At 63.5% G+C, this 23,171-nt stretch carries 20 protein-coding genes and 1 pseudogene; 10 read left to right on the top strand and 11 right to left on the bottom strand.

Features of this window, described 5'->3' with window-relative positions:
- Positions 1 to 135 precede the first annotated feature (135 nt).
- Positions 136 to 1,548 (top strand): dihydrolipoyl dehydrogenase, encoded by a 1,413-nt coding sequence (lpdA, locus tag CR492_RS13660; RefSeq protein ID WP_102844299.1) that lies wholly within the window; start codon positions 136 to 138, stop codon positions 1,546 to 1,548.
- A 42-nt stretch (positions 1,549 to 1,590) separates the two neighbouring features.
- Positions 1,591 to 1,668, top strand: a pseudogene (locus CR492_RS21525) (GCG_CRPN prefix-to-repeats domain-containing protein); the annotation flags it as partial.
- A 30-nt stretch (positions 1,669 to 1,698) separates the two neighbouring features.
- On the opposite strand, the gene CR492_RS13665 reads toward CR492_RS21525, so the two are convergent.
- On the bottom strand, positions 1,699 to 2,667 hold the full coding sequence (locus CR492_RS13665) for a hypothetical protein (RefSeq protein ID WP_102844300.1): 969 nt from the start codon (positions 2,665 to 2,667) through the stop codon (positions 1,699 to 1,701).
- A 169-nt stretch (positions 2,668 to 2,836) separates the two neighbouring features.
- The gene (locus CR492_RS13670; RefSeq protein WP_102844301.1) at positions 2,837 to 3,724 is read right to left on the bottom strand and encodes a branched-chain amino acid aminotransferase; all 888 of its coding nucleotides are present in this window, start codon (positions 3,722 to 3,724) and stop codon (positions 2,837 to 2,839) included.
- Between the two features lie 415 nt (positions 3,725 to 4,139).
- Between CR492_RS13670 and CR492_RS13675 the strand changes: the two genes are divergently transcribed.
- The 3 genes from CR492_RS13675 (at position 4,140) to CR492_RS13685 (ending at position 6,885) form a co-directional block, all read left to right on the top strand.
- The gene (locus tag CR492_RS13675) at positions 4,140 to 4,697 is read left to right on the top strand and encodes a MarR family winged helix-turn-helix transcriptional regulator (RefSeq protein WP_102844302.1); all 558 of its coding nucleotides are present in this window, start codon (positions 4,140 to 4,142) and stop codon (positions 4,695 to 4,697) included.
- On the top strand, positions 4,694 to 5,428 hold the full coding sequence (locus tag CR492_RS13680) for a response regulator transcription factor (RefSeq protein WP_102844303.1): 735 nt from the start codon (positions 4,694 to 4,696) through the stop codon (positions 5,426 to 5,428). Before CR492_RS13675 ends, CR492_RS13680 begins: the two co-directional genes overlap by 4 nt.
- 161 nt (positions 5,429 to 5,589) lie before the next feature.
- Positions 5,590 to 6,885, top strand: coding sequence for an ATP-binding protein (locus CR492_RS13685; protein WP_245412083.1), 1,296 nt, complete (start codon positions 5,590 to 5,592; stop codon positions 6,883 to 6,885).
- A gap of 2 nt (positions 6,886 to 6,887) precedes the next feature.
- Here CR492_RS13685 and CR492_RS13690 read toward each other — a convergent pair whose 3' ends face one another.
- Positions 6,888 to 7,382, bottom strand: a complete 495-nt coding sequence (locus CR492_RS13690) for a group III truncated hemoglobin (RefSeq protein ID WP_348626721.1) — start codon at positions 7,380 to 7,382, stop codon at positions 6,888 to 6,890.
- 535 nt (positions 7,383 to 7,917) lie between these two features.
- Here CR492_RS13690 and CR492_RS13695 point away from each other — a divergent pair.
- Entirely contained in the window at positions 7,918 to 8,817 is a 900-nt protein-coding gene (locus CR492_RS13695) for a GGDEF domain-containing protein (RefSeq protein WP_102844306.1), read from the top strand.
- Between the two features lie 36 nt (positions 8,818 to 8,853).
- Here the strand turns inward: CR492_RS13695 and CR492_RS13700 are convergent, their stop codons facing one another.
- From CR492_RS13700 to CR492_RS13725, 6 genes are all read right to left on the bottom strand, one after another.
- Positions 8,854 to 9,903 carry a cell division protein FtsX gene (locus CR492_RS13700; protein WP_102844307.1) on the bottom strand — a complete coding sequence of 350 codons (1,050 nt, stop codon included), beginning with the start codon at positions 9,901 to 9,903 and terminating at the stop codon, positions 8,854 to 8,856.
- A gap of 68 nt (positions 9,904 to 9,971) precedes the next feature.
- A complete protein-coding gene (ftsE, locus tag CR492_RS13705; RefSeq protein ID WP_102844308.1) occupies positions 9,972 to 10,634 on the bottom strand; it encodes a cell division ATP-binding protein FtsE in 663 nt (220 codons plus the stop codon).
- Between the two features lie 222 nt (positions 10,635 to 10,856).
- A complete protein-coding gene (locus CR492_RS13710; RefSeq protein ID WP_180982549.1) occupies positions 10,857 to 11,258 on the bottom strand; it encodes a (deoxy)nucleoside triphosphate pyrophosphohydrolase in 402 nt (133 codons plus the stop codon).
- Positions 11,255 to 12,493 carry a bifunctional glutamate N-acetyltransferase/amino-acid acetyltransferase ArgJ gene (argJ, locus tag CR492_RS13715; RefSeq protein ID WP_102844310.1) on the bottom strand — a complete coding sequence of 413 codons (1,239 nt, stop codon included), beginning with the start codon at positions 12,491 to 12,493 and terminating at the stop codon, positions 11,255 to 11,257. The genes CR492_RS13710 and argJ overlap by 4 nt, the downstream gene beginning before the upstream one ends.
- A gap of 130 nt (positions 12,494 to 12,623) precedes the next feature.
- Complete coding sequence (locus CR492_RS13720; RefSeq protein WP_146030270.1) at positions 12,624 to 14,030, bottom strand: hypothetical protein; 1,407 nt, start codon at positions 14,028 to 14,030, stop codon at positions 12,624 to 12,626.
- Positions 14,031 to 14,764: 734 nt separating this feature from the next.
- A complete protein-coding gene (locus tag CR492_RS13725) occupies positions 14,765 to 15,715 on the bottom strand; it encodes a peptidylprolyl isomerase (RefSeq protein WP_102844312.1) in 951 nt (316 codons plus the stop codon).
- 514 nt (positions 15,716 to 16,229) lie between these two features.
- Between CR492_RS13725 and secA the strand changes: the two genes are divergently transcribed.
- From secA to CR492_RS13740, 4 genes are all read left to right on the top strand, one after another.
- Positions 16,230 to 19,076, top strand: a complete 2,847-nt coding sequence (gene secA, locus CR492_RS13730) for a preprotein translocase subunit SecA (protein ID WP_102844313.1) — start codon at positions 16,230 to 16,232, stop codon at positions 19,074 to 19,076.
- Between the two features lie 145 nt (positions 19,077 to 19,221).
- The gene (locus tag CR492_RS20535; RefSeq protein WP_146030271.1) at positions 19,222 to 20,265 is read left to right on the top strand and encodes a protoglobin domain-containing protein; all 1,044 of its coding nucleotides are present in this window, start codon (positions 19,222 to 19,224) and stop codon (positions 20,263 to 20,265) included.
- Entirely contained in the window at positions 20,154 to 20,816 is a 663-nt protein-coding gene (locus CR492_RS20960; protein ID WP_146030272.1) for a methyl-accepting chemotaxis protein, read from the top strand. Before CR492_RS20535 ends, CR492_RS20960 begins: the two co-directional genes overlap by 112 nt.
- 127 nt (positions 20,817 to 20,943) lie before the next feature.
- Entirely contained in the window at positions 20,944 to 21,219 is a 276-nt protein-coding gene (locus tag CR492_RS13740) for a hypothetical protein (protein WP_102844314.1), read from the top strand.
- Positions 21,220 to 21,300: 81 nt separating this feature from the next.
- Here the strand turns inward: CR492_RS13740 and CR492_RS13745 are convergent, their stop codons facing one another.
- Together CR492_RS13745 and CR492_RS13750 are read right to left on the bottom strand one after the other, a co-directional pair.
- Positions 21,301 to 22,323: a lysylphosphatidylglycerol synthase domain-containing protein gene (locus tag CR492_RS13745; protein ID WP_102844315.1), complete on the bottom strand. Its 1,023-nt coding sequence runs from the start codon at positions 22,321 to 22,323 to the stop codon at positions 21,301 to 21,303.
- A 75-nt stretch (positions 22,324 to 22,398) separates the two neighbouring features.
- Complete coding sequence (locus tag CR492_RS13750; protein ID WP_102844316.1) at positions 22,399 to 22,803, bottom strand: flagellar export protein FliJ; 405 nt, start codon at positions 22,801 to 22,803, stop codon at positions 22,399 to 22,401.
- Between the last annotated feature and the right edge of the window lie 368 nt (positions 22,804 to 23,171).

The following is a 23,171-nucleotide window of genomic DNA, read 5'->3' on the forward strand; positions in this document are numbered from 1 at the left end:
CAAGTATTATTTGCCGGATAATTCTCTCCAAAAAGCCAGCCGCTTTCTGGGATCATGCTCTAACCCGTTGTTTCAACGCATTCGCTTCGTCTAAAAGGCCTTAAGCTTTTCGGGCGGATGCTCTAGCGAGGCTCCATGTCTTACGATCTCATCGTCATCGGAACCGGCCCTGGCGGCTATGTCTGCGCCATCCGCGCCGCCCAGCTTGGGCTGAAGGTCGCCGTCGTCGAGAAGCGCAAGACCAAGACGTTTGGCGGCACCTGCCTCAACATCGGCTGCATCCCGTCAAAGGCACTGCTTTACGCCTCCGAGAAATTCGAGGAGGCCGCTCATCATCTCGCCGCGCTCGGCGTCGTTGTCGGCAAACCTGCGCTCGATCTCAAGGCGATGCTGAAGCACAAGGACGACACCGTCGCCGCCAACGTCAACGGGATCGCCTTCCTGTTCAAGAAACACAAGATCGAATCCTTTTTCGGCGTCGGCGCGATCACGAGCGCGGCCGAAGGGGCCATCGCGGTCGAGGTCACCGCCGAGGACGGCAGTCAGCAGACGCTTGCGGCGAAAAACGTCGTGATCGCGACGGGCTCGGATGTGGCGCCTCTCCCGGGCGTCGAGATCGACGAAGAGACCATTGTGTCCTCGACCGGCGCGCTCAGCCTGAAGCAGCCGCCGAAGGATTTGCTCGTCGTCGGCGCCGGCGTCATCGGCCTCGAGCTCGGCTCGGTATGGGGGCGGCTCGGCTCCAATGTGACCGTCGTCGAATTTCTGGACCGGATTTTGCCGGGGATCGACGCGGAAGTCGCCAAGCAATTCCAGCGCATCCTGCAGAAACAGGGTTTTACCTTCCAGCTCGGCCATAAGGTGACGAAGGTCGAGAAAGGCGAACGTCTGAAAATCACGATCGAGCCGGCCGCCGGCGGCGATTCCACGACGCTCGAAGCCGACGTCGTGCTCGTTGCGATCGGACGGCGCCCGGTGACGGAAGGGCTCGGCCTCGACAAGATCGGCGTCGCGCTGGAGCGCGGCCGAATTGTTATCGACGACCATTTCGCCACCAATATTCCCGGCGTCTACGCTCTGGGCGACGTCGTGCGCGGGCCGATGCTGGCCCATAAGGCCGAGGACGAAGGCATCGCCGCCGCCGAGATCATCGCTGGGCAGCACGGCCATGTGAATTACGAGGTGATTCCTTCGGTGGTTTACACCTCGCCGGAAATCGCCGCGGTCGGCGCGACCGAGGAAGACCTCAACGCCAAGGGGATCGCCTATAAGGTCGGCAAATTTAACTTTACCGCCAATGGACGGGCGCGGGCGATGCGCCAGACCGACGGCTTCGTCAAATTCTTGGCCGACGCCACGACCGATCGCGTTCTCGGCGTCCATATCGTCGGCGCGGGGGCCGGCGAACTGATCGCCGAAGCCTGCGTGCTGATGGAGTTCGGCGGCTCATCGGAAGATCTGGCGCGCACCTGCCACGCCCATCCGACGCTTTCGGAAGCCGTGCGGGAAGCGGCGCTCGCCGTCGAGAAGCGCCAGATTCATTCCTGACGGCGGATCGACCCACCGACTTCCCCCGCGCAGAACCGCGGCCCGGGCGCCGGGCGCGGACCATGGGGCCATTGCCGCAATACGCCCTTTCACGGCTGGCTGCCGAACGGCTTCTATCAATTGGGCCGCACGTCGGGGAAGCCCGCCAGATCAGTCCAGCCGCGCCACATATTTGCCGCGCCCGAGCAAGCCGGCGACAAAATTGGCGAGACGCCGGAGGCGCAATTTGCGTCCCGCATAGGAGCGATAGGCGGACACAAAGCGCGCGCCGTCAAAGCCTGCGCAGGGATAAGCCGCCAGAAACTCCTTGTCGGACGGAAGATGCAGCAGGCTGCGGTTTTCAATCTCGCGAAAACGGCGGACCGGCGCTTCGGTGCGCGCCGTCCACCAGCGGGCGACCCCTCCGCCGCGGTCGGCGTTGACGGTCGCAAACCCCTCCAGCCGGGCGAGATTGATCGCCGCCGAGACGACCGCCTCATCGCCGACATGGTGCAGCTTGCCGATCGCCTGCGTGTAATTCCCCCAGCAGGATTTGACCGCGCGCGCAAGCGTTGCGAAGGCGCGCGGATCGCCGATGATGAATTCCCCGCCATACCATCGCGCGTCGGGAAAGCTCTTCCCCGCCACCGTCTCGATATCCTGCCGGATACGGTCCGTTCCGTAGGAGGCGCGCTCGATGTCGGTAATGTCATAGATGGCGAGCGCGCCCTCCGCGATATCCGGCAGATCGAAAGCCTTCTGCAGCACGGTGTCGACGTCGATCAGGCCGACGCGCACGCCGAACGCGCCGGTCGCGAAGGCTTCGATCAGCTCCAGCTTGTAATGGGCCGAATAAAAGGCGACCCCCTCCGGGACCGGCCAGACAAAGCGATATTCGCGCAGTTGCAAATGATCGAGGCCGAGCGCCTTGCAGCGCGCGGCAAGGCGCGCGGCATGATTGGTGATGAGCGCGAACGATCCCCCGGCCGTAGCAACGGAGGCGGCGCAGAGAGCGGCGCATTTCAGATAAATGTCGATCGGATCGCCCGACTTCGCGCTCAGATTGGCATGCGCCCCCACGGCGTCCGCAACATGAAGCAAACCATAAAGCTGAGCCGTCGAGGCCTGGAACGAACTCATCGCAAGGTTTCCGGATAGGAATGATGTGTTGCGCTGGCGATCATCGCGGGCGCGCCTTTAAAGCCACCGCTTCAGCCGTGGCGCGCAGCTGCCGCTTGCGCGCGCGACAAAACGGCTGTTCCGATATCGCTGGCGGTTCAAAAAGCTTGAGAAGCGCCGGCGGACCGGATCAGGCCGCCTTCTGCTTCGGCTGCACCTCGGCGGAATAATCGTCGATCAAGGCGCGGGCGATCGCGCCCGGAGTGAATTTGTAAGGACCGATCTCGGCAACGGGCGTGACTTCCGCGCCGGTGCCGCAGATGAAGCACTCCTCGAACCCTGTCAGCTCCTCGGGCATGATGCGGCGCTCGACGACTTCGATCCCGCGCCGGCGGGCGAGATCGATCACGGTGCGTCGCGTGATGCCGTCAAGGAAGCAATCGGCGATCGGCGTATGCAGGACGCCGTTCGTCGCAAAGAAGATGTTGGCGCCGGTGCATTCCGCGACGCGCCCCTGCCAGTCGAGCATCATCGCATCGGCGTAGCCGCGCCGCTCGGCGCGGTGCTTCGAGATGGTGCAGATCATGTAGAGGCCAGCCGCCTTCGAGCGGCATGGCGCGGTCAGAGGGTCGGGACGGCGATATTCGGCGATATCGAGCCGGATCCCCTTCATCTTGGTGGCGATGTCGAACATGCTCGGCCAGTCCCACGCCGCAATGGCGACATGGATGGTCGAGTGCTGGGCCGCGACGGCCATCATCTCGCTGCCGCGCCAGGCGACCGGACGCACATAGCAATTGGTAAAATTATTGCGCGTGACGATCTGCTGCTTGATTTCGTCGAGCTCGGCGACGGAATAGGGAATTTTGAAATCGAGCAGATCCGCCGAGGCGCGAAACCGCTCGGAATGTTCGGTCGATTTGAAAATGCGGCCGCCATAGGCGCGCTCTCCCTCGAAGACGCAGGAGGCGTAGTGCAGCCCATGCGACAGGACATGCAGCTTGGCGTCCGCGGAGGGGACGAAATCGCCATCAAGCCAGATGAATCCGTCGCGCTGATCGAAGGGCAAAACCGACATTGATCGTTATTCCTCAAATCCTTTCGCGCAGCCGCAGCGAAGCGTCCGCGCGCTACGAAACCGTGAGCCTCAGCGCCCGCGCCGAAAGGGCTTTGTTCCACCATCGCGGCAAAAGTAAAGAGCACATTATCCGAAAATGCAATTTCGTGAAATGTAACGTGATCGATCGTATTTAGGCGGCGCCGCGCCAGCGCGGCTGTTTTGCCCATTTGCCGCCGACGGGCGGTCATGGCCGCAGGCGACTCGTCCATCTCATTGACTTGCCGAATCGGCGAAAACACCGCGCCCGCATCGAGAGACCCTGCCAGAGAGTTGCGGACTTTCCAAAAAAGCGGCATGCCTAACACGTGAGATTTCAAAGAGCGCATGATCGGTCCCGCGAGGATTTGATCGCGTTCGAACCCAGGGAGTCGGCGTGGACTCTGCGCTGCGGGATATTTGGGGCGAAGGCGCGCTTGTCGCCCCTTGCGAACAAAAGCCGCGAGGCGAAGCTGACTTCGAGCTGATCGAATTGATGTTTTTCGCTTATCGCGACTTCATCGGCGACGCCGACCATCTGCTCGAAAATTTCGGCCTTGGCCGGGCGCATCATCGCGTACTGCATTTCGTGACCCGCCGCCCTGGGCTCGCCATCGCCGAACTGCTCGACATTCTGAAGATCACCAAACAGAGCCTCAATCGCGTCCTGAAGGTTCTCCTCGATGAGGATTATGTCGCCGCCGTCCCGGGCGAGAGCGACCGCCGTCAGCGCCGACTGTTCCCGAGCCCGCGCGGCGAGGCGCTCGCGCGCGACGTGGCGCGGCTGCAGTCGAAGCGTTTTGCCCGCATCTTCGCTGTTTTGCCGGACGGCGCGCGGGACGACGCGCGCGCCCTGCTGCTGGCGATGATCGATCCAAGCGAGCGGCGCAAGGTCGAAGCGCTCGTCGGCCCCGCGGATCCGCGCGGCGCCCGAGGCCGCGAGAGGGCGACATGAACGCAGAGGAACAGGCCGGCAACGCCGCCCCGGCCGATGATGCGGCGCATCTTCTCGTCGTTGACGACGATCGCCGCATCCGCGCGCTGCTGTCGCGCTTCCTGACCGATCAGGGCTACCGCGTCACCACGGCCGGAACCGCCGCGGAGGCGATGGCCTGCCTGAAAAGCCTGACCTTCGACCTCATCGTGCTCGACGTAATGATGCCCGGCGAAAACGGCTTCGATTTCGCCACCAGGCTGCGTCAGGACGCCAGCGACCTCGGCCATGTGCCGATCCTCATGCTGACCGCCCGCACCGAGACCGACGACCGGGTGCGCGGCTTTGAGACCGGCGTCGACGATTATCTCGGCAAGCCCTATGAGCCGCGCGAACTGGCGCTGCGGATCGCCTCGATCCTGCGCCGCGCGCAGCCGAAGACCGCGCCTGGGCCGGTGACGCAGGTGCGTTTCTCCGACTTCTGCTTTGATCTCGATCGCGGTGAATTGCGCCAGCGCGATGAGGTCGTCCGGCTGACCGACCGCGAACGCGAGATGCTGCGGCTGCTTGCGGAACACGCCGGCGAGACGGTGCCGCGCGAGGCGCTGGCCGGCTCGGGCGCTGCAGGCAATGAACGCACCGTCGATGTGCAGGTCAATCGCCTGCGCCGAAAGATCGAGCGCGATCCCGCCAATCCGCTGCATCTGCAGACCGCGCGGGGGGCGGGATACCGCCTGCTGGTCGACCGCTGACGCGCCCGCTGGCGAGACGGCCGCAATCGCTATATTGAGGCCGGGGGATCCCCGCTTCGCCGCCGCGGCGCGGGCAACAGCCAGGACTACGCGCTTTGAGCCTTTCACTCAGCCCTTCGCTCGAGCGCCCCCGTCTATGGTGGCGGGGATTTTGGCGCGGCGTGACGAAGCTGCTGCCGCAGGGCCTTTACGCCCGCGCAGCGCTGATCGTCATCCTGCCGATGATCATTCTGCAATGCGTCCTGACCTATGTCTTCATGGAGCGCCATTGGCAGCTCGTCACCAACCGGCTGTCGACGGCGCTGACGCAGGATATCGCCGCGCTGATCGACCTGCATCAGACCTTTCCCGGCGAGGATGAAAAGCTGATGCGGATTGCGCAGGACCGGCTGAATATCGACGCCGAGCTTCTGCCCAAGGGCCCGCTGCCGCCGACGCTGCCCAAACCCTTCTTCTCCATCGTCGACGCCGCGCTCTCGAACGAGATCCGCAAGCAGATCAGCCGGCCGTTCTGGCTCGACACGGTCGGGCGCTCCGATCTGATCGAGATCCGCATCCTGCTCGACGACGCCATCTTGCGCATCGTCGCCTTCCGCAGCGCCGCCTACGCCTCGAACTCCTACATCTTCCTGTTGTGGATGGTTGGCACCTCCTTCGTGCTGATCGTCGTCGCCGGGTTCTTCCTGCGCAACCAGATCAAGCCGATCCTGTCGCTCGCCGGCGCGGCGGAGGAGTTCGGCAAAGGCCGCGATCCGGAATTCCGGCCGCGCGGGGCAAGAGAGGTGCGTCGGGCCGGCTTCGCCTTCATCGAGATGAAGCGGCGCATCGAACGGGCGATCGAACAGCGCACTACCATGCTGAACGGGGTCAGCCACGATCTGCGTACCGTGCTGACGCGATTCAAGCTCTCGCTGGCGCTGATGCCCGACGGCGAAGAAACGCAGGAGCTGCAAAAGGACGTCGCCGAGATGCAGCGCATGCTGGAGGCTTATCTCGCCTTCGCGCGCGGGGCCGCCGGCGAGCGCGCGGTAAAAATCGACATGATCGAATTTTTGGAGGAATTGCGCTTTGACGCCGAGCGCGAGGGGCGCGACGTCGCCATCGCCTATAGCGGCGAGCCGATCGTCACCCTGCGGCCCGACGCCTTCAAGCGCTGCCTTGCAAACCTCATCGGCAACGCCCAGAATTATGCGAAGCATGTCGCGGTCGAGGCCGTCCGCGACCGTCGCTTCCTGATCATCCATGTCGACGACGACGGGCCCGGCATTCCCGCCTCGGCGCGCGAAGATGTGTTTCGCCCCTTCTTCCGCATCGACGAGGCGCGCAATCAGGATATCGCCGGCACCGGCCTTGGCCTTGCCATCGCGCTCGACATCGCCCGCTCGCACGGCGGCGACATCCAGCTTTCGGACAGTCCTATGGGCGGCCTGCGGGCGACGGTGCGCGTGCCGTTGTAGGCTCAGCCCGGCCGCCGCGCGGGCTTGCCGTCCTTGTCCGTGAACGGAAATATTCCGGCCATGAAGCTCTGCGCCATGTGGCGCGCCCGCGCCAGCGCCGCTTCCGCGAGATCGGCGGGCAGGGTTTTGCGCGCGCTTTCCTCGAACAGTTCGAGCCAGCGCGGAAAATGCTCCGGCTTCAGCGGCAATTGTGTGTGAACGGGGAAGGGAAAACCCTTGTACCGTTCCGTCTTCAACAGCGCGTGCGACCAGAAATCGGCGACGATTTTCAAATGAACGTCCCAATCGGCGACGGCGGCATTGAAGACCGGCCCGAGCATAGCGTCGTTACGCGCCTGCCCATAAAAATCAGCGACGCATGCGGCGATCGCCTGTTCGACGCGCATTGATTCCGCAGCCGAAAGCGGAGCCGGATCGCTCCGGCAGCCATCGTCGCCAATGCTTTTCGACAGGGCCCGCGACCCGTCGCCTGCGGCTTTGCTCTCCGTCGCGCCCATCATCGATTCCTTCCGCCGAACGCCCCAAGCGTTGGCTATGCTATACCCCAATTGATATGGGGACGCCAACAGTTGGGCGGCGCTTCAGCTCAGATCGCGTCCGGCGCCTGACCATCGCCTGCGCTGTCTAAGCCGGGATGCGATCTCCGACATTGGCTCCGCGCTCGATCGCGCCGGTGATATCCCACGTCCGGCCGACCGCCTTCGCCGGGAAGTCGACGGCTCACAGTTGCGGTCGAACCAGATCTTCCGATACGTGCGCCAGTTGCGGCCAATGAAACGCCTCTCCCCGAAGATTGAGCCGCGGCCGCTATTTATTGGTTTTACTTGGATATCGCCACAACTTATTGGATGTAGCCGCGTAGTATGCACGTAAATACCATCCAAAGACTCAGGGAGATTCTGCGTCTTTCGTAAGAGCGTGTTGTCAAAGACCATTTCACTGGAACTTGTGGATGTCCGCAGAGTTAAATATTTGGATATTAAAGACATTGTGTTTTTAGAGTTATTTCTTACCCCTTGAAGGAAGACCGATATGCCCTGGAATTACATCGAGCCGCGCTCGGTCATCATCGACGGCGGAGAATTGACCCTCGGCAGCGGGCAAATCCAGACAATCGTGGATTCGCCTCCCGACGAACAGAACTTGCTGGACCTCGATTCTCTTTCCGCGCAAGTTGCGATTCTTGCCTCGGATGGGTTTATTGTCCGCACCAATACTTCATGGGACGCAATGGCGTCCGGTGGAAGCCTCGCAAGCAAATACGAAAACTATTTGAGCGATTGCACGACAGCCCTCGTCCGCGGGTTCTCCCAGGATCGTCCGATCGGCGAGGGCGTCGCCAAGGTTCTCTCAGGGCGCCTTCCCGCTTTTTCCGACAGCTTTTCCCGCTTGTCCGGCCACAAGCAAAGAATCTTTCAGATCACCGCGATCAGCGAACATACATTGAGCCGCAGGGGCGCGGCGATTATCCACACCGACATCACGCCGCTTCAGCGTGATCCGCTCGCCTCAATTTCGAGCCGGGAGCTATTTGAAACCCGGGCCAAACAAGTGCTCGACGAAGCGAAAGACGCCTGCCAGGAAACCGCGCTGATGCTTATCGAACTGCATGGGGTCGACGAGGTAAACCGAACGCAGGGCCGCGCGACGGGCGAGCACGTCACCCGCGTGTTGGCGAAGCGGCTCGGCGGCTGCGTTCGCGAGCACGACGTGGTCGCCAGGCTGGATGGCGGCATATTTGCCATCCTGTTTCGGGCCGGAACCGTGGCGAGCCGAATCGTGCCGGTCATAGCCCGCATCGAGGCTGCGATGCGCGAAGCGATAATTGGCGTGGGCTTTCCCATGAACGCAACCGTCGGCGCGGCGCTTTTTCCGCAGGACGGAACCGAGGCGGGCGAACTCTACTGCGTCGCCGACAAGCGTTTGCGTTAGCGCGACTCTCGTCATCCACGCCGGCCGCTTGGATCGTCAGCTCAAGTCACGCAAGTGGCGCAGCACGATGACGCGCGAGACGACGCCGGTGACGACGGCGATTCCCCCCGCGATCACGAGGATCGCGACATAGACATTCCCGCCGAGCGAGAAGCCGCCGAACATCGCCTCGACCTGATCGCCGCCAGGCGTCGCGCGCCAGAACACGGCGAGCGTCGAGGAAATATAGAAGATCAGGATCGCCGCGCCGCCGCCGATCATCCCGCCGCGCAGCCCCAGCTGGAAGAAATGGCGCTGGAATTGGCGTGAAATATAATCATCCGCCGCGCCGACGAAATGCAGAACCTCGATGATCTCGCGGTTGCCCGCCATGGCGCCGCGAGTGGCGAAGGCGACCGCCAAGATCATCGCAATCAGCACCAGCGCGAAAATCACCGCGGCGACGACGACCACGGTCTTCGCCATGACGGCGAGGCGACGCATCCAGTGGTGATGATCATCGAGGCTTGAGCCGGGAACGGCTTCGCCGAGCGCGCGGGCGAGCAAGGCGACGTCAGGCGTCGCGCCGGGCTTCAGATTGACGACAATCAGCCGCGGCACCGGCAATTCGGATAGATCAAGGTTAGAGCCAAGCCAGGGCTCGAGCAGGGCTTCTGATTCATCCCTGGAAAAGGGGCGCACGGAGGCGACGCCCGGCGTTTTACGGGCCATCTCCGCGGCCTTCTTCAGATCCGCCTCGACGTCCCTCCCGACCATTGGGCGGATCTGGATCGTCATTTCGCGGGCGACCTCGTTCTGCCAGGACGATGACGCGTCAGCGATGAGGATCGCCGCGCCCGCCGTCAGCGCGGCCAAAAAGGTCATGATGGCGATGACGGTGACGAGCGCGCGGCCGGCGATCGAGGAGGCGGGCACCAACGCCTTCTCGCGCCGCGAATTGCGCGCCTGCGCGCGCCGCGCATTGAGGCTGATTGCGGCAAGCCGCGCGCGACGCAGGAGCCCGGCCGACACGGCGCCGGCCGGCCGGCGACCGTCCGCGGGCTCACGGCCATCGAGATCGTATCGCTCCTCGTCAAGCCGATCCATGCCAACGCCTGTTCCGGCCGGAGAGCGTCGGACGTTCAAGTCTAACCACGCGATGCTCCAAATCCCTTCTAGTCGAAAATATGCAGCCGGCCGTCGCCCAAGACGAGCCGGCGCGCGCCGTCGAACTGATCCATCAGCGCGAGGTCATGGGTCGCGATCACCACCGAGGTGCCGGATTTATGCAGTTCGGTGAAAAGGCGCAGAAGCCGGCGGGCGAGGCTCGGATCGACATTGCCGGTCGGCTCGTCGGCGAGCAGCAGCTCCGGGCGCACGATCAGCGCGCGCGCGATGACGGCGCGCTGCTTCTCGCCGCCGGAGAGGACAGCCGGCGGGACGTTCATGCGGTCGCCAAGGCCAACCCAGTGCAAAAGCTCGGTCACCTCGCCGCGATAGCTCGCCTCCTCCATGCCGCGCACGCGCAGCGGCAGCGCCACGTTCTCGTAAGTCGTCAGATGATCGAGCAGGCGGAAATCCTGAAACACGACGCCGATGCGCCGGCGCAGATCGGTGACGCCGGCCTTGTCGATGGTGAGCGCATCATGGCCAAACAGGCTGATGAGGCCGCGCGTCGGGCGCAGCGAGAGCAGGATCAGGCGCAACAGCGTCGTCTTGCCGGCGCCTGAGGGGCCGGTCAGGAACTGGAAGGACTGCCGCTCGATCGTGAAGCTGATGTCCTTCAAAATTTCGGCGCCCATGCCGTAGCGCAGGCCGACATTCTCGAACCGCACCAAGCGCAGAGCCCTTCGATTTAGCCGCCTCTTCCGGGCCGCCCGGCCCCTTGCGGCGCGGTCGCCTCTCGCGCCGGCCGCGAGCGGGGCAGACCGCCGTTCGCGCAAGGACCGCTGCGCGCGCGTCCCTTGGCCCAGACAGGTTACGCCGCATACACATCAACGGCTAAACATTAACGAATAATGTACCCGCATCGGAATTCCGCGCGACAGGCCTCGCCGAACCTATCCCAACAGATCGATCAGCGCCGGGATCAGCGGCGCGTCGGCCGGCGGCATCGGATAGTCGCGCAGATTCTTTGCAAAAACCCATTTCAGCGCCTGGCCTTCCTTCGCGGCGACAAAACCCTCCCAGCGGCGGCAGATGAAAAGCGGCATCAGCAGATGAAAGGCCTCATAGGCGTGGCTGGCGAAGGTCAGGGGCGCGAGGCAGGGCTCCTTGACCGTTATCCCGAGTTCCTCGAAAAGCTCGCGGATCAGCGCCTGCTCCGGCCGCTCGCCCGCGTCAAGTTTGCCGCCAGGAAACTCCCACAGCCCTGCCAGTTCCTTCCCCTGCGGGCGCTGCGCGATCAGCACGCGGCCGTCAGCGTCGATCAGGGCGCAGGCGACGACGAGCAAAAGCCTCACGAACGATAGTCGCCGTTGATCTCGACATATTCCTTGGTGAGATCACAGGTCCAGACCGTCGCCTGACCAGAGCCGATGCCGATCTCGACATAGATCTTGATCTCTTTCTCTTTCATGAGTTTGGAGACCTCGGCCTCGTCATAGGACGGGTCGCGGCGGCCGCGATGGGCGACCCTAATCTCGCCGAACCAGATCGCCAGCAGGTCGCGTTCGGCTTTCTCGCCGGCCTTTCCGACGGCGGCGACGATACGGCCCCAATTGGCGTCCTCGCCGGCGATCGCCGTCTTTACCAGCGGCGAATTGGCGATCGACAAAGCGATGCGCTTGGCGGCGGCAGCCGACGCCGCGCCGGTCACTGTGATCTCGACGAAATGGCGGGCGCCTTCGCCGTCCTTCACGACCTGATGGGCGAGATCGAGCAGAACCTTGTCGAGCGCCGCCTTGAAGGAGGCAAGACGCCGGTCGGACGCCAGCTCGATGCGCGGCGCGCCTTTTTTTGCCGCGGCTCCGGTGGCGAACAGCATCAAAGTGTCGGAGGTCGAAGTGTCGCTGTCGACCGTAATGGCGTTGAACGAGCTCTCGACGCCCTTCGACAGCATGGTCTGCAGCGCGCCGGCCGCGATCGGCGCGTCGGTGAAGATGAAGCTCAGCATCGTCGCCATGTCGGGCGCGATCATGCCCGCCCCCTTGGCCATGCCGCAGATCGTCACCTCGACGCCGCCGAGATCGGCCGTCGCGGTCGAAACCTTCGGATAGGTGTCGGTGGTCATGATCGCTTTTGCCGCCTCGAACATGAGGTCGGGCTTTGCCTTGGCGGCGAGTTTCTCCAGCACGGGGTCGAATTTCGAAGCATCGAGCGGCTCGCCGATGACGCCCGTCGAGGCCAGAAAGATTTCTGATTTTGGCGCGCCGAGCGCCTTCGCGGCGATCGTCGCGGTCAGCTTCACGGCGTCGGCTCCGGCCTTGCCGGTGAAGGCGTTGGCGTTGCCCGAATTGACGATGAGCGCGCGCGCCTTGCCGCCCGGCAGGCGGGCTCTGCACCAGTCGACCGGCGCCGAGGGGCATTTCGACTTGGTGAAGACCCCGGCGACCTCGGTCCCCTTGTCCATCAGGGCGAGCATGACGTCGGTGCGGCCCTTGTAGCGAATGCCGGCGGCGCCCGCCGCGAAGCGGACGCCTTCGATCACGGGCAGGTCCGGATAGGTTTGCGGCGCGAGCGGCGAAAGGGCTGCCATCTGATGCGGTTTCCTTGAACGAGCGGAATCGCGCCCGGTTTGCAGACGCAAAGCCGCACAGTCAAGCGAAAGCCTGTTCAGAGCCTCAGGCGGGGGCGGTCCCGTCCGACGACGGGACCGCGTCTAAGGATCAGTGATGACCGTGGCCGTGATCGTCATCATCATCGTCGTCATTCTCGCAATGGTTGCGGAGGATAGGATTTTTAATGTTCTTGTCCGCCCAGGCCATGATGAAATCGAACAGCTCAAGATTGGTGAAGCCAATCATATTCATATGGGTCTGGCCGTTGAACTTCGGGCTGATGAGCTCCGTGTCCAGCACCAGCGCCGGGCCGACCGAGCGGGTCTTGCTCGCATTGATGATGTCGCGGGCCTGGCGGTTGCCGAGCCGGGTCGCCAGCGGACGATAGTCGCCATTGACGAGCAGGAAAGGAATCTTGTCGAAGTCCTTGCCGACGAGGCCCGCCTGTGTGAGGCCGTCAGGACTGAAGCCTGCGCCCTCCGGAATGACCATGCCTTTCAACATGGCGAGACACGCGCCTTTGGGGCCGCATTTCCCCCAGGCGTCATCTTCTTTCAGATAGCGAATCGTATGCAGAAGCGGGTTGGCCGCCTGTGAATGGCCGGAGAGAACGGCTCCGCCCAGACCTTCGATCAGATCGGCCAAAGCGCGCGGACCGAATGTATTGAGGCCCGAGACGGTGGTCGGCGTGCAGGACGCGCATTGCGAGGTCGGCAGCGTCACTTCCGCGTTGGGAACCAGCTGCTTGTAATATTCAAGACCAAGATAAGTGTTGTTCGCCGGGTTCGGGGCCGGCCCGATCGCTCCGACGCGCGACACCACCTTCAGGTCGACCGAGTTCGGACGCGGAGGGATGGGAAAGGCTGGCGGATATTTGCCATGAGCTTCCGACGGATTGGAGAAATCCTCTGGCGGGTCAGGATCGCCCGGATCGCCATGCCGGATCAATTTGCCCGTCACGATATCCGAGCCGGCCGGAAGAAGGTGACCGAACCAGGAGGTCCAGGCGCCATTATCGGTGATGCGGCCCCAATTGGTCGGAATTAGCGACAGATTATTTGTGCCGAGTCCTTCCTGGATGACGCTCTGGTCAAAGCCGGAGCGCCCGCGTCCGGGCTGGTCGACGATGAACATGGAGAGGTTGTATTTGCGCAGGGCGTAGGGCAGCCAGCCTTCGCGCCCGTCCGGCGTCGCCTCGAGGCAGGCCCCGGTATGCGATGATCCATGCATGATGATGAGCGGCCATTGGCGGCGCTTGTCGGGGATCTGGAACTGCACATACATCTGGCCGATGGTGATCTGTTGCGGCGCGCCGGCCGTCGAAGACGACGCATAGTTCGTGACCTTGGGCACGCCGCCGACAAAGAAGCTGCCCTGATCACAGATATTCAGCTTGCCCTTCACATAGGGGTTTTTCAGCGGATTTTGCCAGGCCGCCGCGCCCGTCGCCGAGGCGGCCAGCACCGCCGCCGACAGAACAAGGCTTGATGTCGCGATCAGACGATGATGTCGCATATGTCCCTCCTGTTGATTTTTCTTTGGCGACGTCCCGGCGCGCGTTTCCGGCGCGAAGGAGCGAAGAGTCGCGTCCTCGCGCGCGGACGCCGCAAAGGGTCCGTCGTTCAGATCCACGCAAGGCAAGTGTAAATCTCGGCGTGCGAATAACGCATCCGTCGATCAACAGTTACTGCTGCGCCAGTGTTAGTTATCGTGAAGGTTTTACTTGGATAGCGCCTAGGGGCGCAGCGTTCCGAGCCTGCTAAGCTTGGACATGGCGTCTCCTCAATGTTCGCAGCCCGGTATTCCGGGCATTTTTATTGTCAGATGAGGGCGCTGAAGTGTCAGTCACGCCAAAGTGATTGTCAACTGAAAGTTGCCTTGAATTTTCAATCCAAAGCTTGGCGCGGCGTGCGCCGCGCGGGGGCGCTCGCGCTGGCGTTGAAGATCAGCCAGAAATTTTCGCGCCGAGCGGGGTCATCTGCCAATACACGACGGCGAACACGAAAAGCAGCAGTGGCGATCGCCGCGGTGGACGCACCGCCTCGGCGCAGCGCGTCGAGACCCCCTTCGAGGCGGAAATGTGCGGGTCGTGACGAGGCCGTTCAGCCACACTGGATTATCGCGGCGCACGATCGCGGACGCATCATTCTCTCGCAAATATGCCGAGACGCCGTCCGCGCGCTTGGTCTTTTATTCGCCTTGCCGGCACGAACACGCGTCGCGCCGGCAAGGTTTATTGGCTGAAAACCTTATTTCTTCTTTTCTTCGGCAGGGGCCGGGGCGGGAGCCGCCGCATCGGCGGGGGCGTCGCCCTTGGCGTCCGGATCGGCCGCGGGCTCGGCGCGCTCGATCTTGGCGTCCTTGCGAAGGCCGGCGACGAGTTCGCCCTGCGCCTTCTGCACGACATAGCGGCTGACCTGCTCCTTGACCTCGTCCAGCGCCGGGAAGGGCTTCTCGCGCTTGCCTTCAACCAGAATGATATGCCAACCGAACGGGCTCTTGACCGGCTCGGACAATTGGCCCGGCTCAAGCTTGAACGCGGCCTCGGCGAATTCCGGCACCATCTTGTCCTTGGTGAACCAGCCGAGATCGCCGCCGTCGGCGCTGGTGTCCTTCGAGACTTCCTTGGCGACCTTGGCGAAATCCTCGCCTGCCTTGAGGCGCTTTAGCGCCGCCTGCGCGTCTGCGTCGGTCGCGACGAGGATGTGACGGGCATGAACCTCGGTCTCGGGCTTTTGCGCCTTCAGGGCGTCGTCATAGGTCTTCTTGATCGCCTCGTCGGTCAGCGCCGCCTTGGCGACCTGGCCGAGCAGCGTCTCCATCAGCAGCTTTTCGTGATAATAGGCGAGTTTCTTGGCAAACTCCGGCGTGGCGTCGAGCTTGTCAGCCTTCGCCTTCTGCGACACCAGCGCGCCGTCGATCAGAAAATCGACAACATAGGTATCGCGCGCCTTGCCCTGGAGTTGCTGCGGCAGGCTGCCGGCCAGATCGTCCTTGGCGATCGCAAGATCATTTTCGGTAATGTCCTGCCCGTTGACGGTGGCGAGAACCTTTGGCTTCGCGCTGCTCGCCGCGGCGGGAGCGGCAGCCTTGGCGGCTTCGGGCTTGGCGGTCTCGGCGGAAACAAGCGCGGGCGTCGCAAGAGCCAGCGCGCATGCAAGGCCCGCTGCTGTGGCGCGCAAATGTGTTTTGGCAAACATTGAGATAGCTCCCGGAGGGTCGAGCAGGCGTCTGGGGGACGGAAAGGCTGCTCTATCTTGTTGATTTGAAATCGAGTTCGACTTTGCGGCCGGAACTTTCGGGTTGCAGGCGAAGGACTGTCGTCGCGTCGCGCGGAGGGCCTTGAGTGCGCGCGGAGGGGAAAGATGCATGGCGGCGCGGGTTTGACAAGGTCCAACCGTAATCTTATCTCTCCGGAGCGGCCCGAAGGATGCGCTGCGGCTTGCCCGTCGCCGAGGCGGCGAGCGGGCGAATCCATAGGCGCCGGCCGTCATGGCGTATCCGGCAAGCGCCTCGCGGCGCTCTGTTGAAGAGGCCGCGTTAAGCGAAATTTCCCGCAAGGCTGCTGCCGAGGCGCCCGCGTCGCGGCGAGAGATGGTAAATTGCGGCTCCAGGCGATGTCTTCCGCCGTGGTTGAAATAGAATTGAACGCGCGGCGGGGCGAGATTCAGGCTGAAGGCCGCTTCTCCCGTCGCCAGGAAAGGTTATTTGAATATGCTGGGCTCCTTCGCAAAGAAGATTTTCGGATCGGCGAATGAACGCCGGCTGAAGAGCTACCGGCCAAAAGTCACGGCGATCAACGCGCTCGAGCCTGAATGGTTGAAGCTCAGCGACGCAGAGCTCGCCGCCAAGACCGTCGCCTTCCGCGAGGAGCTCGCCAAAGGCAAAAGCCTCGACGATCTGCTGGTTCCGGCCTTCGCCACCGTGCGCGAGGCGGCCCGCCGCGTGCTCGGCCAGCGCCATTTCGACGTGCAGCTGATCGGCGGCATGGTGCTGCATGAAGGGGCCATCGCCGAGATGCGCACCGGCGAGGGCAAGACCCTCGTCGCGACGCTCGCGACCTATCTCAACGCGCTCGCCGGCAAGGGCGTTCATGTCATCACCGTGAACGACTATCTCGCCCGCCGCGATGCGGAATGGATGGGGCGCGTCTACCAGTTCCTTGGGCTGACCACCGGCATCATCGTGCATGGCGTCGACGATGGGGAGCGCGCCCGCTCCTACGCCGCCGACATCACTTATGGCACCAACAACGAATTCGGCTTCGACTATCTGCGCGACAATATGAAATATGAGCTGTCGCAGATGGTTCAGCGCGGCCATTCCTTCGCGATCGTCGACGAAGTGGATTCGATTTTGATCGACGAGGCGCGCACGCCCTTGATCATCTCCGGCCCGTCCGACGACAAATCCGAACTCTATAATACGATCGACAAGGTCATGCCGGGGCTCCAGCCGGAGGATTTCGAGGTCGACGAAAAGCAGCGCTCGACCAACCTGACCGAGCGCGGCAACGAACATATCGAGGATCTCTTGCGCGCGGCTGGCGTCGAGATCGAAGGGTCGCTCTATGAGGCGGTCAATGTCACGATCGTCCATCACGTCAATCAGGCGCTGCGCGCGCACAAGCTGTTCCAGCGCGACAAGGACTATATCGTCCGCAATGGCGAAGTCGTGATCATCGACGAATTCACCGGCCGCATGATGCCGGGGCGGCGCTATTCGGAAGGGCTGCATCAGGCCCTGGAAGCGAAAGAACATGTCCAGGTCCAGCCGGAAAATGTGACGCTCGCCTCGATCACCTTCCAGAATTACTTCCGCCTTTATTCCAAGCTTGCCGGCATGACCGGCACGGCCTCGACCGAGGCGGATGAGTTCGCCGAGATCTACAAGCTCGACGTCGTCGACATTCCGACCAATCTGCCGGTCTGCCGGCTCGACGAGGACGACGAAGTCTACCGCTCCGCGGAAGAGAAACTGCGCGCCATCGTCCGCGAGATCGAGGCCGCCAACGCCAAGATGCAGCCGATGCTGGTCGGCACCACCTCGATCGAAAAATCCGAGCAGCTCGCCGAGGCGATGAAGAGCCACGGCTACAAGCAGATCGACTTCGCCGAGCCGCGCGCGCTCGACAAGCTTTACGCCGCCGCCCGCGCCGAAAAGCCGTCAAAGCTGTTTGCGGTGCTGAACGCCCGCTTCCACGAGCAGGAAGCCTATATCGTCGCCGAAGCCGGCGTTCCGGGCGCAATCACGATTGCGACCAACATGGCCGGCCGCGGCACCGACATCAAACTCGGCGGCAATGTCGACATGCGCGTCGCGCAGGAGTGCGCCGATCTCGAGCCGGGCGAGGCGAGCGCCGCCAAGGAAGCGCAGATCCGCGCCGAGGTCGATGATTTCAAGGCCAAGGCGATCGCCGCCGGCGGTCTCTATATTATCGGCACCGAGCGGCACGAAAGCCGCCGCATCGACAATCAGCTGCGCGGCCGCGCCGGCCGTCAGGGCGATCCGGGGCGCTCGAAATTCTTCCTGTCGCTCAAGGACGATCTGATGCGCATTTTCGGCTCCGATCGCATGGAGTCGATGCTGGTGAAGCTCGGCCTCAAGGAAGATGAGGCGATCGTCCATTCCTGGATCAACAAGGCGCTCGAAAAAGCGCAGCAGAAGGTCGAAGCGCGCAACTTCGACATGCGCAAGAATATCCTCAAATACGACAACGTCATGAACGACCAGCGCAAGGTCGTGTTCGAGCAGCGCCGCGAGATGATGGCCAAGCCCTCGCTCGAAGAGATGATCGACGACATGCGCCAGGGCGTCGTCGATGATCTGATCGTCCGTCACATCCCGCGCGACGCCTATCCCGAAGCCTGGGATTCCGAAGGGTTGCAGCAGGGCGTCAAGACGTCGCTGAATATCGACCTTCCCATCGTCGATTGGGCGAAGGAAGAAGGAATCACCGAAGACGACATGCGCGAGCGGCTGCAGAAGGCCGCCGACGAGGCCTATGCCGCCCGCGTCGAACGCAACGGCGTCGACGTGACCCGCTATGTCGAAAAGCAGATCGTGCTGCAGGCGCTCGATCATCTGTGGCGCGAGCATCTGCTGACGCTCGATCATCTGCGGCAAGTGGTCGGCTGGCGCGGCATGGCGCAGCGCGACCCGCTGAACGAATATAAGTCGGAAGCCTTCCAGCTGTTCAATGAGCTGATCGCGCAGCTGCGCGAAGCGACCACCTCGCAGCTGTCGCGCATTGAAGTCGCCTTCGAGCCGCCGCCCGGCGAAAACGGCTTCTCAGGCGGAATGCAGGAGATCAGCGGGCCGACGGGCGGATCCAGCGGGCCGATGCTACAGGAGGCGTTCTCGGCCGCAGCCTTCGCCCCGCCGCCGCTCGCCCCGCTCGAATTTTCCGACGAGGCAGGCTCGACCGCAACTCTGGCGCGTCCGGCGCCATCGGCCTATGGCGACGAGCCGGCCGGCGGCTACGCCAAGGTTGGGCGCAACCAGCCCTGTCCCTGCGGCTCGGGCAAGAAATACAAGCATTGTCATGGCGCCTTGACCTGACATTTGCGCCAATAGAGAAACGGCGCGGCGCGAGAAGCCGCTGCGGCGCTGTTCGCTACATTTGTCGCGAGATTCTTGTCCCGGCATGAACCGAAAGTGTTGAAGGTCGGCCCCGTCGACTTTTGCCTCTTTCAGGAATTTCGCCGTGTCAGATCTGGCCGCTCTCGCCGACCGTCTCAACTTCGTCGCGCTTGATAACAGCGCGCTTGCGCAACTGCGCGCGCTGAGACCTCTCCTCATGGCGGAGATGCCCCGCCTGCTCGACGCCTTCTATGCGAAGATCGGCGCCTTCCCGCAGACGCGCGCGATGTTCTCGGGCCCCGCCGAGGCGGAGCGCGCCAAAGCCGCGCAGCTGCAGCATTGGGATCGAATCGCGCGCGGCGGCATAGACGGCGCCTATATCGCCGCCGTGAAGCGCATCGGCGCGGCGCACGCCCGCATCGGCCTCGCGCCGCGCTGGTATATCGGCGGCTACAGTTTCATCATCGAAGGGCTGATCGGCGCCATTTTACGCGAGCGTTGGCCGAAGAGCCACAGGCCGTTCGGCCTTGGCGGCGCCCGCCCCGACCCTCATCAGACGGCCGCCGAGATCGCAGCCGTCGTCAAGGCCGCGCTGCTCGACATGGATTATTCGATCTCGGTCTATATCGAAAGCTCGGAAGCGGCCCGTATGGCGGTGGAGGCGCGTATGCGGCAGACCAACGCCGCCGTGATCGCCGTCGTCGGCGACGCCCTCGGCGCACTCGCCAAAGGACGCCTGACGCATCGGATCGGCGATGTCATGCCGCCGGAATATGCGGGGCTGCGCGACGACTTCAACGCCGCCATCAGCCAGCTGCACGAGACCGTGGTGGCGATCACCGGCGCCGCACCGGAATCCGCTCGGGCACGGACGAGATCAGCACGGCCTCGGACGATCTCGCCCGCCGCGCCGAACAACAGGCCGCGGGGTTGGAGCAGACCGCTGCCGCCCTCGCTGAAATCACCGTCGCGGTGCATAGCGCGGCCGAGGCCGCAGAACGGGCCAGAAACCTCGTCGCTGAAGCGAAAGAGGACGCCGACTGCGGCGCCGCGATTATGGGCGACACCGTGCAGGCAATGGGCCGGATTGAAAAATCGGCGCAGGAAATCGGCCAGATCATCGGCGTCATCGATGAGATCGCCTTTCAGACCAATTTGCTCGCTCTGAATGCAGGCGTCGAGGCGGCCCGCGCCGGCGAGGCGGGCAGGGGCTTTGCCGTGGTCGCCTCCGAAGTGCGCGCATTGGCGCAGCGCTGTGCGGGAGCCGCAAAGCAGATCAAATCCTTGATCGCCGCATCGTCGCAGCAGGTCGGCGCAGGCTCGTCGCTGGTGCACGACACCGGCGCCGCGCTGAGCCGTATCGGCGCAAAAGTCGGCGAGATCACCGACTCGATCGCCCGCACCGCCGGTTCGGCGAACGAACAGGCGACGGCGCTGCAGCAGGTCAACCGGGCGGTCAATCAGATGGACCAGCTGGTGCAGCAAAACGCCGCGATGGCTCAGGAGAGCAGTTCGGCCTGCCAGGCGCTCGCCATGGAGGCCGGCCGGCTGCGCGGCATGATGGGCGGCTTCACTGTCGAGGCCGGCCAGAGCGCCGCACCGGCAGCGAAGGCTCCGTCCGGCGCCATGGTGATGATGAAAGTCGCCTCGGCGGGAGGCCGGGGCGGGGCGGCGCGCAAGCCCGCGCCGGCGTCCGGTGTCGAATCGGAGCGTTTCTAAAAAATTTGCCGGGAAGATTACCGATCCGTTACCTCCTCGTGCGGCGACGCACAGCGAGCGGCGTAGAGCCAAAATAGTCTCTGCTCATCGGCGGCAGGAAGCGCGCCGCCCCATAGGAGAGACGATCATGACCGCAGCCCGCAAAACCCTCGCCGCCGGCCTCGCCGCCGCTACCTTGAGCCTCGGCCTCGCCGCATCCGCGACGCCTGCCGCCGCCTGGGGCTATTACCATCCCTGGGGCTGGGGAGTCGGAGCCGCCGCTGCCGGCCTTGCGATCGGCGTCGCCGCCGCCGCCGCTTCTTCGCCCTATGGCTACGCCCCATCCTGCTACTTCGAGCGTCAACCGGTGGTCAACGCCTATGGCAACATTGTCGGCTACCGCCGCATCCGCGTCTGCGACTGAGATTTGATCAAGTCATTTGTCCGCTGGAAGCGGGCCTTAAACCCCGGAGCGCGCTTCCGGGGTTTTATTTTGCGCTTCGTTTCAGGACACATCGGCCGGACGATCGAGACGGCGACCGGACGCCGCCGACGCCGCGGCGGCCGGATCGGCGTGCAGGACCTCCTTCAATTTGGAGCGCTCGAACAGAACGACGATCACAAGAGAAAACAGCAACGGAATGATGAGATAAAACAGGCGGAAAACGAGCAGCGCCGCCAAAACCTCGATCTGCGGCGTCGACGGCATCGCCTTGATGAAAAGAATTTCGAACACGCCGAGACCGCCCGGCGCGTTCGAGGCGAGGGCCACCGAGAAAGAGGCAAGGAATACAGCGAGAACCACGAGGAATCCGGCGTTTCCTTCCGCCGGAAGCGCGAAATAGATAATTCCCGCCGCGCCGATCAGCTCGAGCGGCGCGGCGATCAATTGGCGGACGGCGATGTCGGGCCGCGGATATTCGATCCGAAAACCGCGAATGACGAGCGGCTTCAGCCCGAAGATGGAGCCGGCGAGATAGGTAGCGACGCAGCCAAGAAGAATGAGCCCGACGAGAAAAGCCGTGTGCGCATCGGTCAGCACGCCGGGCAGAAATCCGCCAAAGCGCGACAAAAGATGCGGGTCGAGCACGAGGACGAGCCCGCCCATCAGCATCGTGCCAAGCGCGAAGGTGAAGGAGCAAAGCGCGACGAGGACCGCCACCTGCGCGCCGCTGAGCCCCTTGGAATGATAGGCCCGATAGCGCACCATCGCGCCGGAAAACACCGTCGCGCCGATATTATGCGCCAGCGCGTAAGTGGTGAAGGAGCAGAGCGCGATGAACAGCCACGAAATATGTGTGACGCCGAGATGGCGCAGCGCGATGCGGTCGTACCAGGCGAGCGCGGCATAGGCGAGAAGGGTCGAGCCGATCGCAAGAAGATAATGCGACGGCGGGATGGCCTTGAGCGTGCGCCAGATTTCCGGCCCGATGTGCTGCCCGCGAAATTCCCGATAGAGCAGCCATATCGAGACGGCGACCGCGATCAGTCCGATCGCCGGCCAGACGAAATCCAGGATTCGCTTCATGACGCTCCCGACGCGACTGCGGCTCCGCGTCAGTCTTAGAGCATGACGGCGAAAAGTGGAAACCTCGCGTCGGCCCTAGCCGTGGGCGGCGCGCAAGCCGAGAGATTTGTCGTCCGGCGGCGCGATCAGCTCCGCGACGCCGCCGACCGCCCGGTCGCGGGCGTCGAATCCCTGCGCCTTTTCGAGTTCGGCCAGCGTCTCCTCGAGCCGGGCGCGGGCGTCTTCAAGCTGAGTCATCAGCTCCTGCGCCGAGCGGTTCAAATTGTCGCGGCGCGCCCGGGCGGCGCGCGCATAGGTCGGATAAGCGAAATGGGCTATGTCGAAAATGCCGGCCCGTTGCTCCTCGAGATCGATTTCCTGCTCGAGTTCGCGCGCGATCCTCGAGAATTCGGCGACCATCGAATCGATCTGGGCGACGCGGCGGCGCTTTTCCTCGACCTGAAACTTTTTGAGGCGAAGGAGTGAGTCTTGCAGCTTCATGTTTGGTCCCAACCCCTGAATGCGCTCTACGCCCTCGCAGGCGCCCAACTGCGCAGCGAACCGGCAGTCAGCGTTGGCCCTGCCGCACGATCCCGCAGCGGGTTCGGCGGACGGCTGTCCATCACGGCGAGTGTGCAGCAGCAAAGTTGCCCATTCGTTACCCGCCGCAAAAGGAGGCCGTTGCGGCTAAGCCGCGAAATTTCGCGGGGGACAGCGCGCCGGTCGCCCTGATGCAAGGTCGCGAAGGCAGGCTGTAGGATAAGATGCGCGAATCGGCTTTCGGCGGAGTGGCTTTCAACCCGGATTTTTGCCAGAAGAACCGGCCTCGATGGGCGAAATCACCGGAAATCCGAATGGTGAAGGAATGA

This window comes from Methylocella silvestris, from assembly GCF_002891535.1.
In the GTDB taxonomy this organism is placed as follows: Bacteria; Pseudomonadota; Alphaproteobacteria; order Rhizobiales; family Beijerinckiaceae; genus Methylocapsa; species Methylocapsa silvestris_A.

What these genes read in the sequence shown, in the direction of transcription:
- lpdA (WP_102844299.1), top strand. Translation starts at nt 136, where the DNA reads ATGTCTTACGATCTCATCGTCATCGGAACCGGCCCTGGCGGCTATGTC.
- CR492_RS13665 (WP_102844300.1), bottom strand. Translation starts at nt 2,667, where the DNA reads ATGAGTTCGTTCCAGGCCTCGACGGCTCAGCTTTATGGTTTGCTTCAT.
- CR492_RS13670 (WP_102844301.1), bottom strand. Translation starts at nt 3,724, where the DNA reads ATGTCGGTTTTGCCCTTCGATCAGCGCGACGGATTCATCTGGCTTGAT.
- CR492_RS13680 (WP_102844303.1), top strand. Translation starts at nt 4,694, where the DNA reads ATGAACGCAGAGGAACAGGCCGGCAACGCCGCCCCGGCCGATGATGCG.
- CR492_RS13690 (WP_348626721.1), bottom strand. Translation starts at nt 7,382, where the DNA reads ATGGGCGCGACGGAGAGCAAAGCCGCAGGCGACGGGTCGCGGGCCCTG.
- CR492_RS13695 (WP_102844306.1), top strand. Translation starts at nt 7,918, where the DNA reads ATGCCCTGGAATTACATCGAGCCGCGCTCGGTCATCATCGACGGCGGA.
- CR492_RS13700 (WP_102844307.1), bottom strand. Translation starts at nt 9,903, where the DNA reads ATGGATCGGCTTGACGAGGAGCGATACGATCTCGATGGCCGTGAGCCC.
- argJ (WP_102844310.1), bottom strand. Translation starts at nt 12,493, where the DNA reads ATGGCAGCCCTTTCGCCGCTCGCGCCGCAAACCTATCCGGACCTGCCC.
- CR492_RS13720 (WP_146030270.1), bottom strand. Translation starts at nt 14,030, where the DNA reads ATGCGACATCATCGTCTGATCGCGACATCAAGCCTTGTTCTGTCGGCG.
- CR492_RS13725 (WP_102844312.1), bottom strand. Translation starts at nt 15,715, where the DNA reads ATGTTTGCCAAAACACATTTGCGCGCCACAGCAGCGGGCCTTGCATGC.
- secA (WP_102844313.1), top strand. Translation starts at nt 16,230, where the DNA reads ATGCTGGGCTCCTTCGCAAAGAAGATTTTCGGATCGGCGAATGAACGC.
- CR492_RS20960 (WP_146030272.1), top strand. Translation starts at nt 20,154, where the DNA reads ATGGGCGACACCGTGCAGGCAATGGGCCGGATTGAAAAATCGGCGCAG.
- CR492_RS13740 (WP_102844314.1), top strand. Translation starts at nt 20,944, where the DNA reads ATGACCGCAGCCCGCAAAACCCTCGCCGCCGGCCTCGCCGCCGCTACC.
- CR492_RS13745 (WP_102844315.1), bottom strand. Translation starts at nt 22,323, where the DNA reads ATGAAGCGAATCCTGGATTTCGTCTGGCCGGCGATCGGACTGATCGCG.
- CR492_RS13750 (WP_102844316.1), bottom strand. Translation starts at nt 22,803, where the DNA reads ATGAAGCTGCAAGACTCACTCCTTCGCCTCAAAAAGTTTCAGGTCGAG.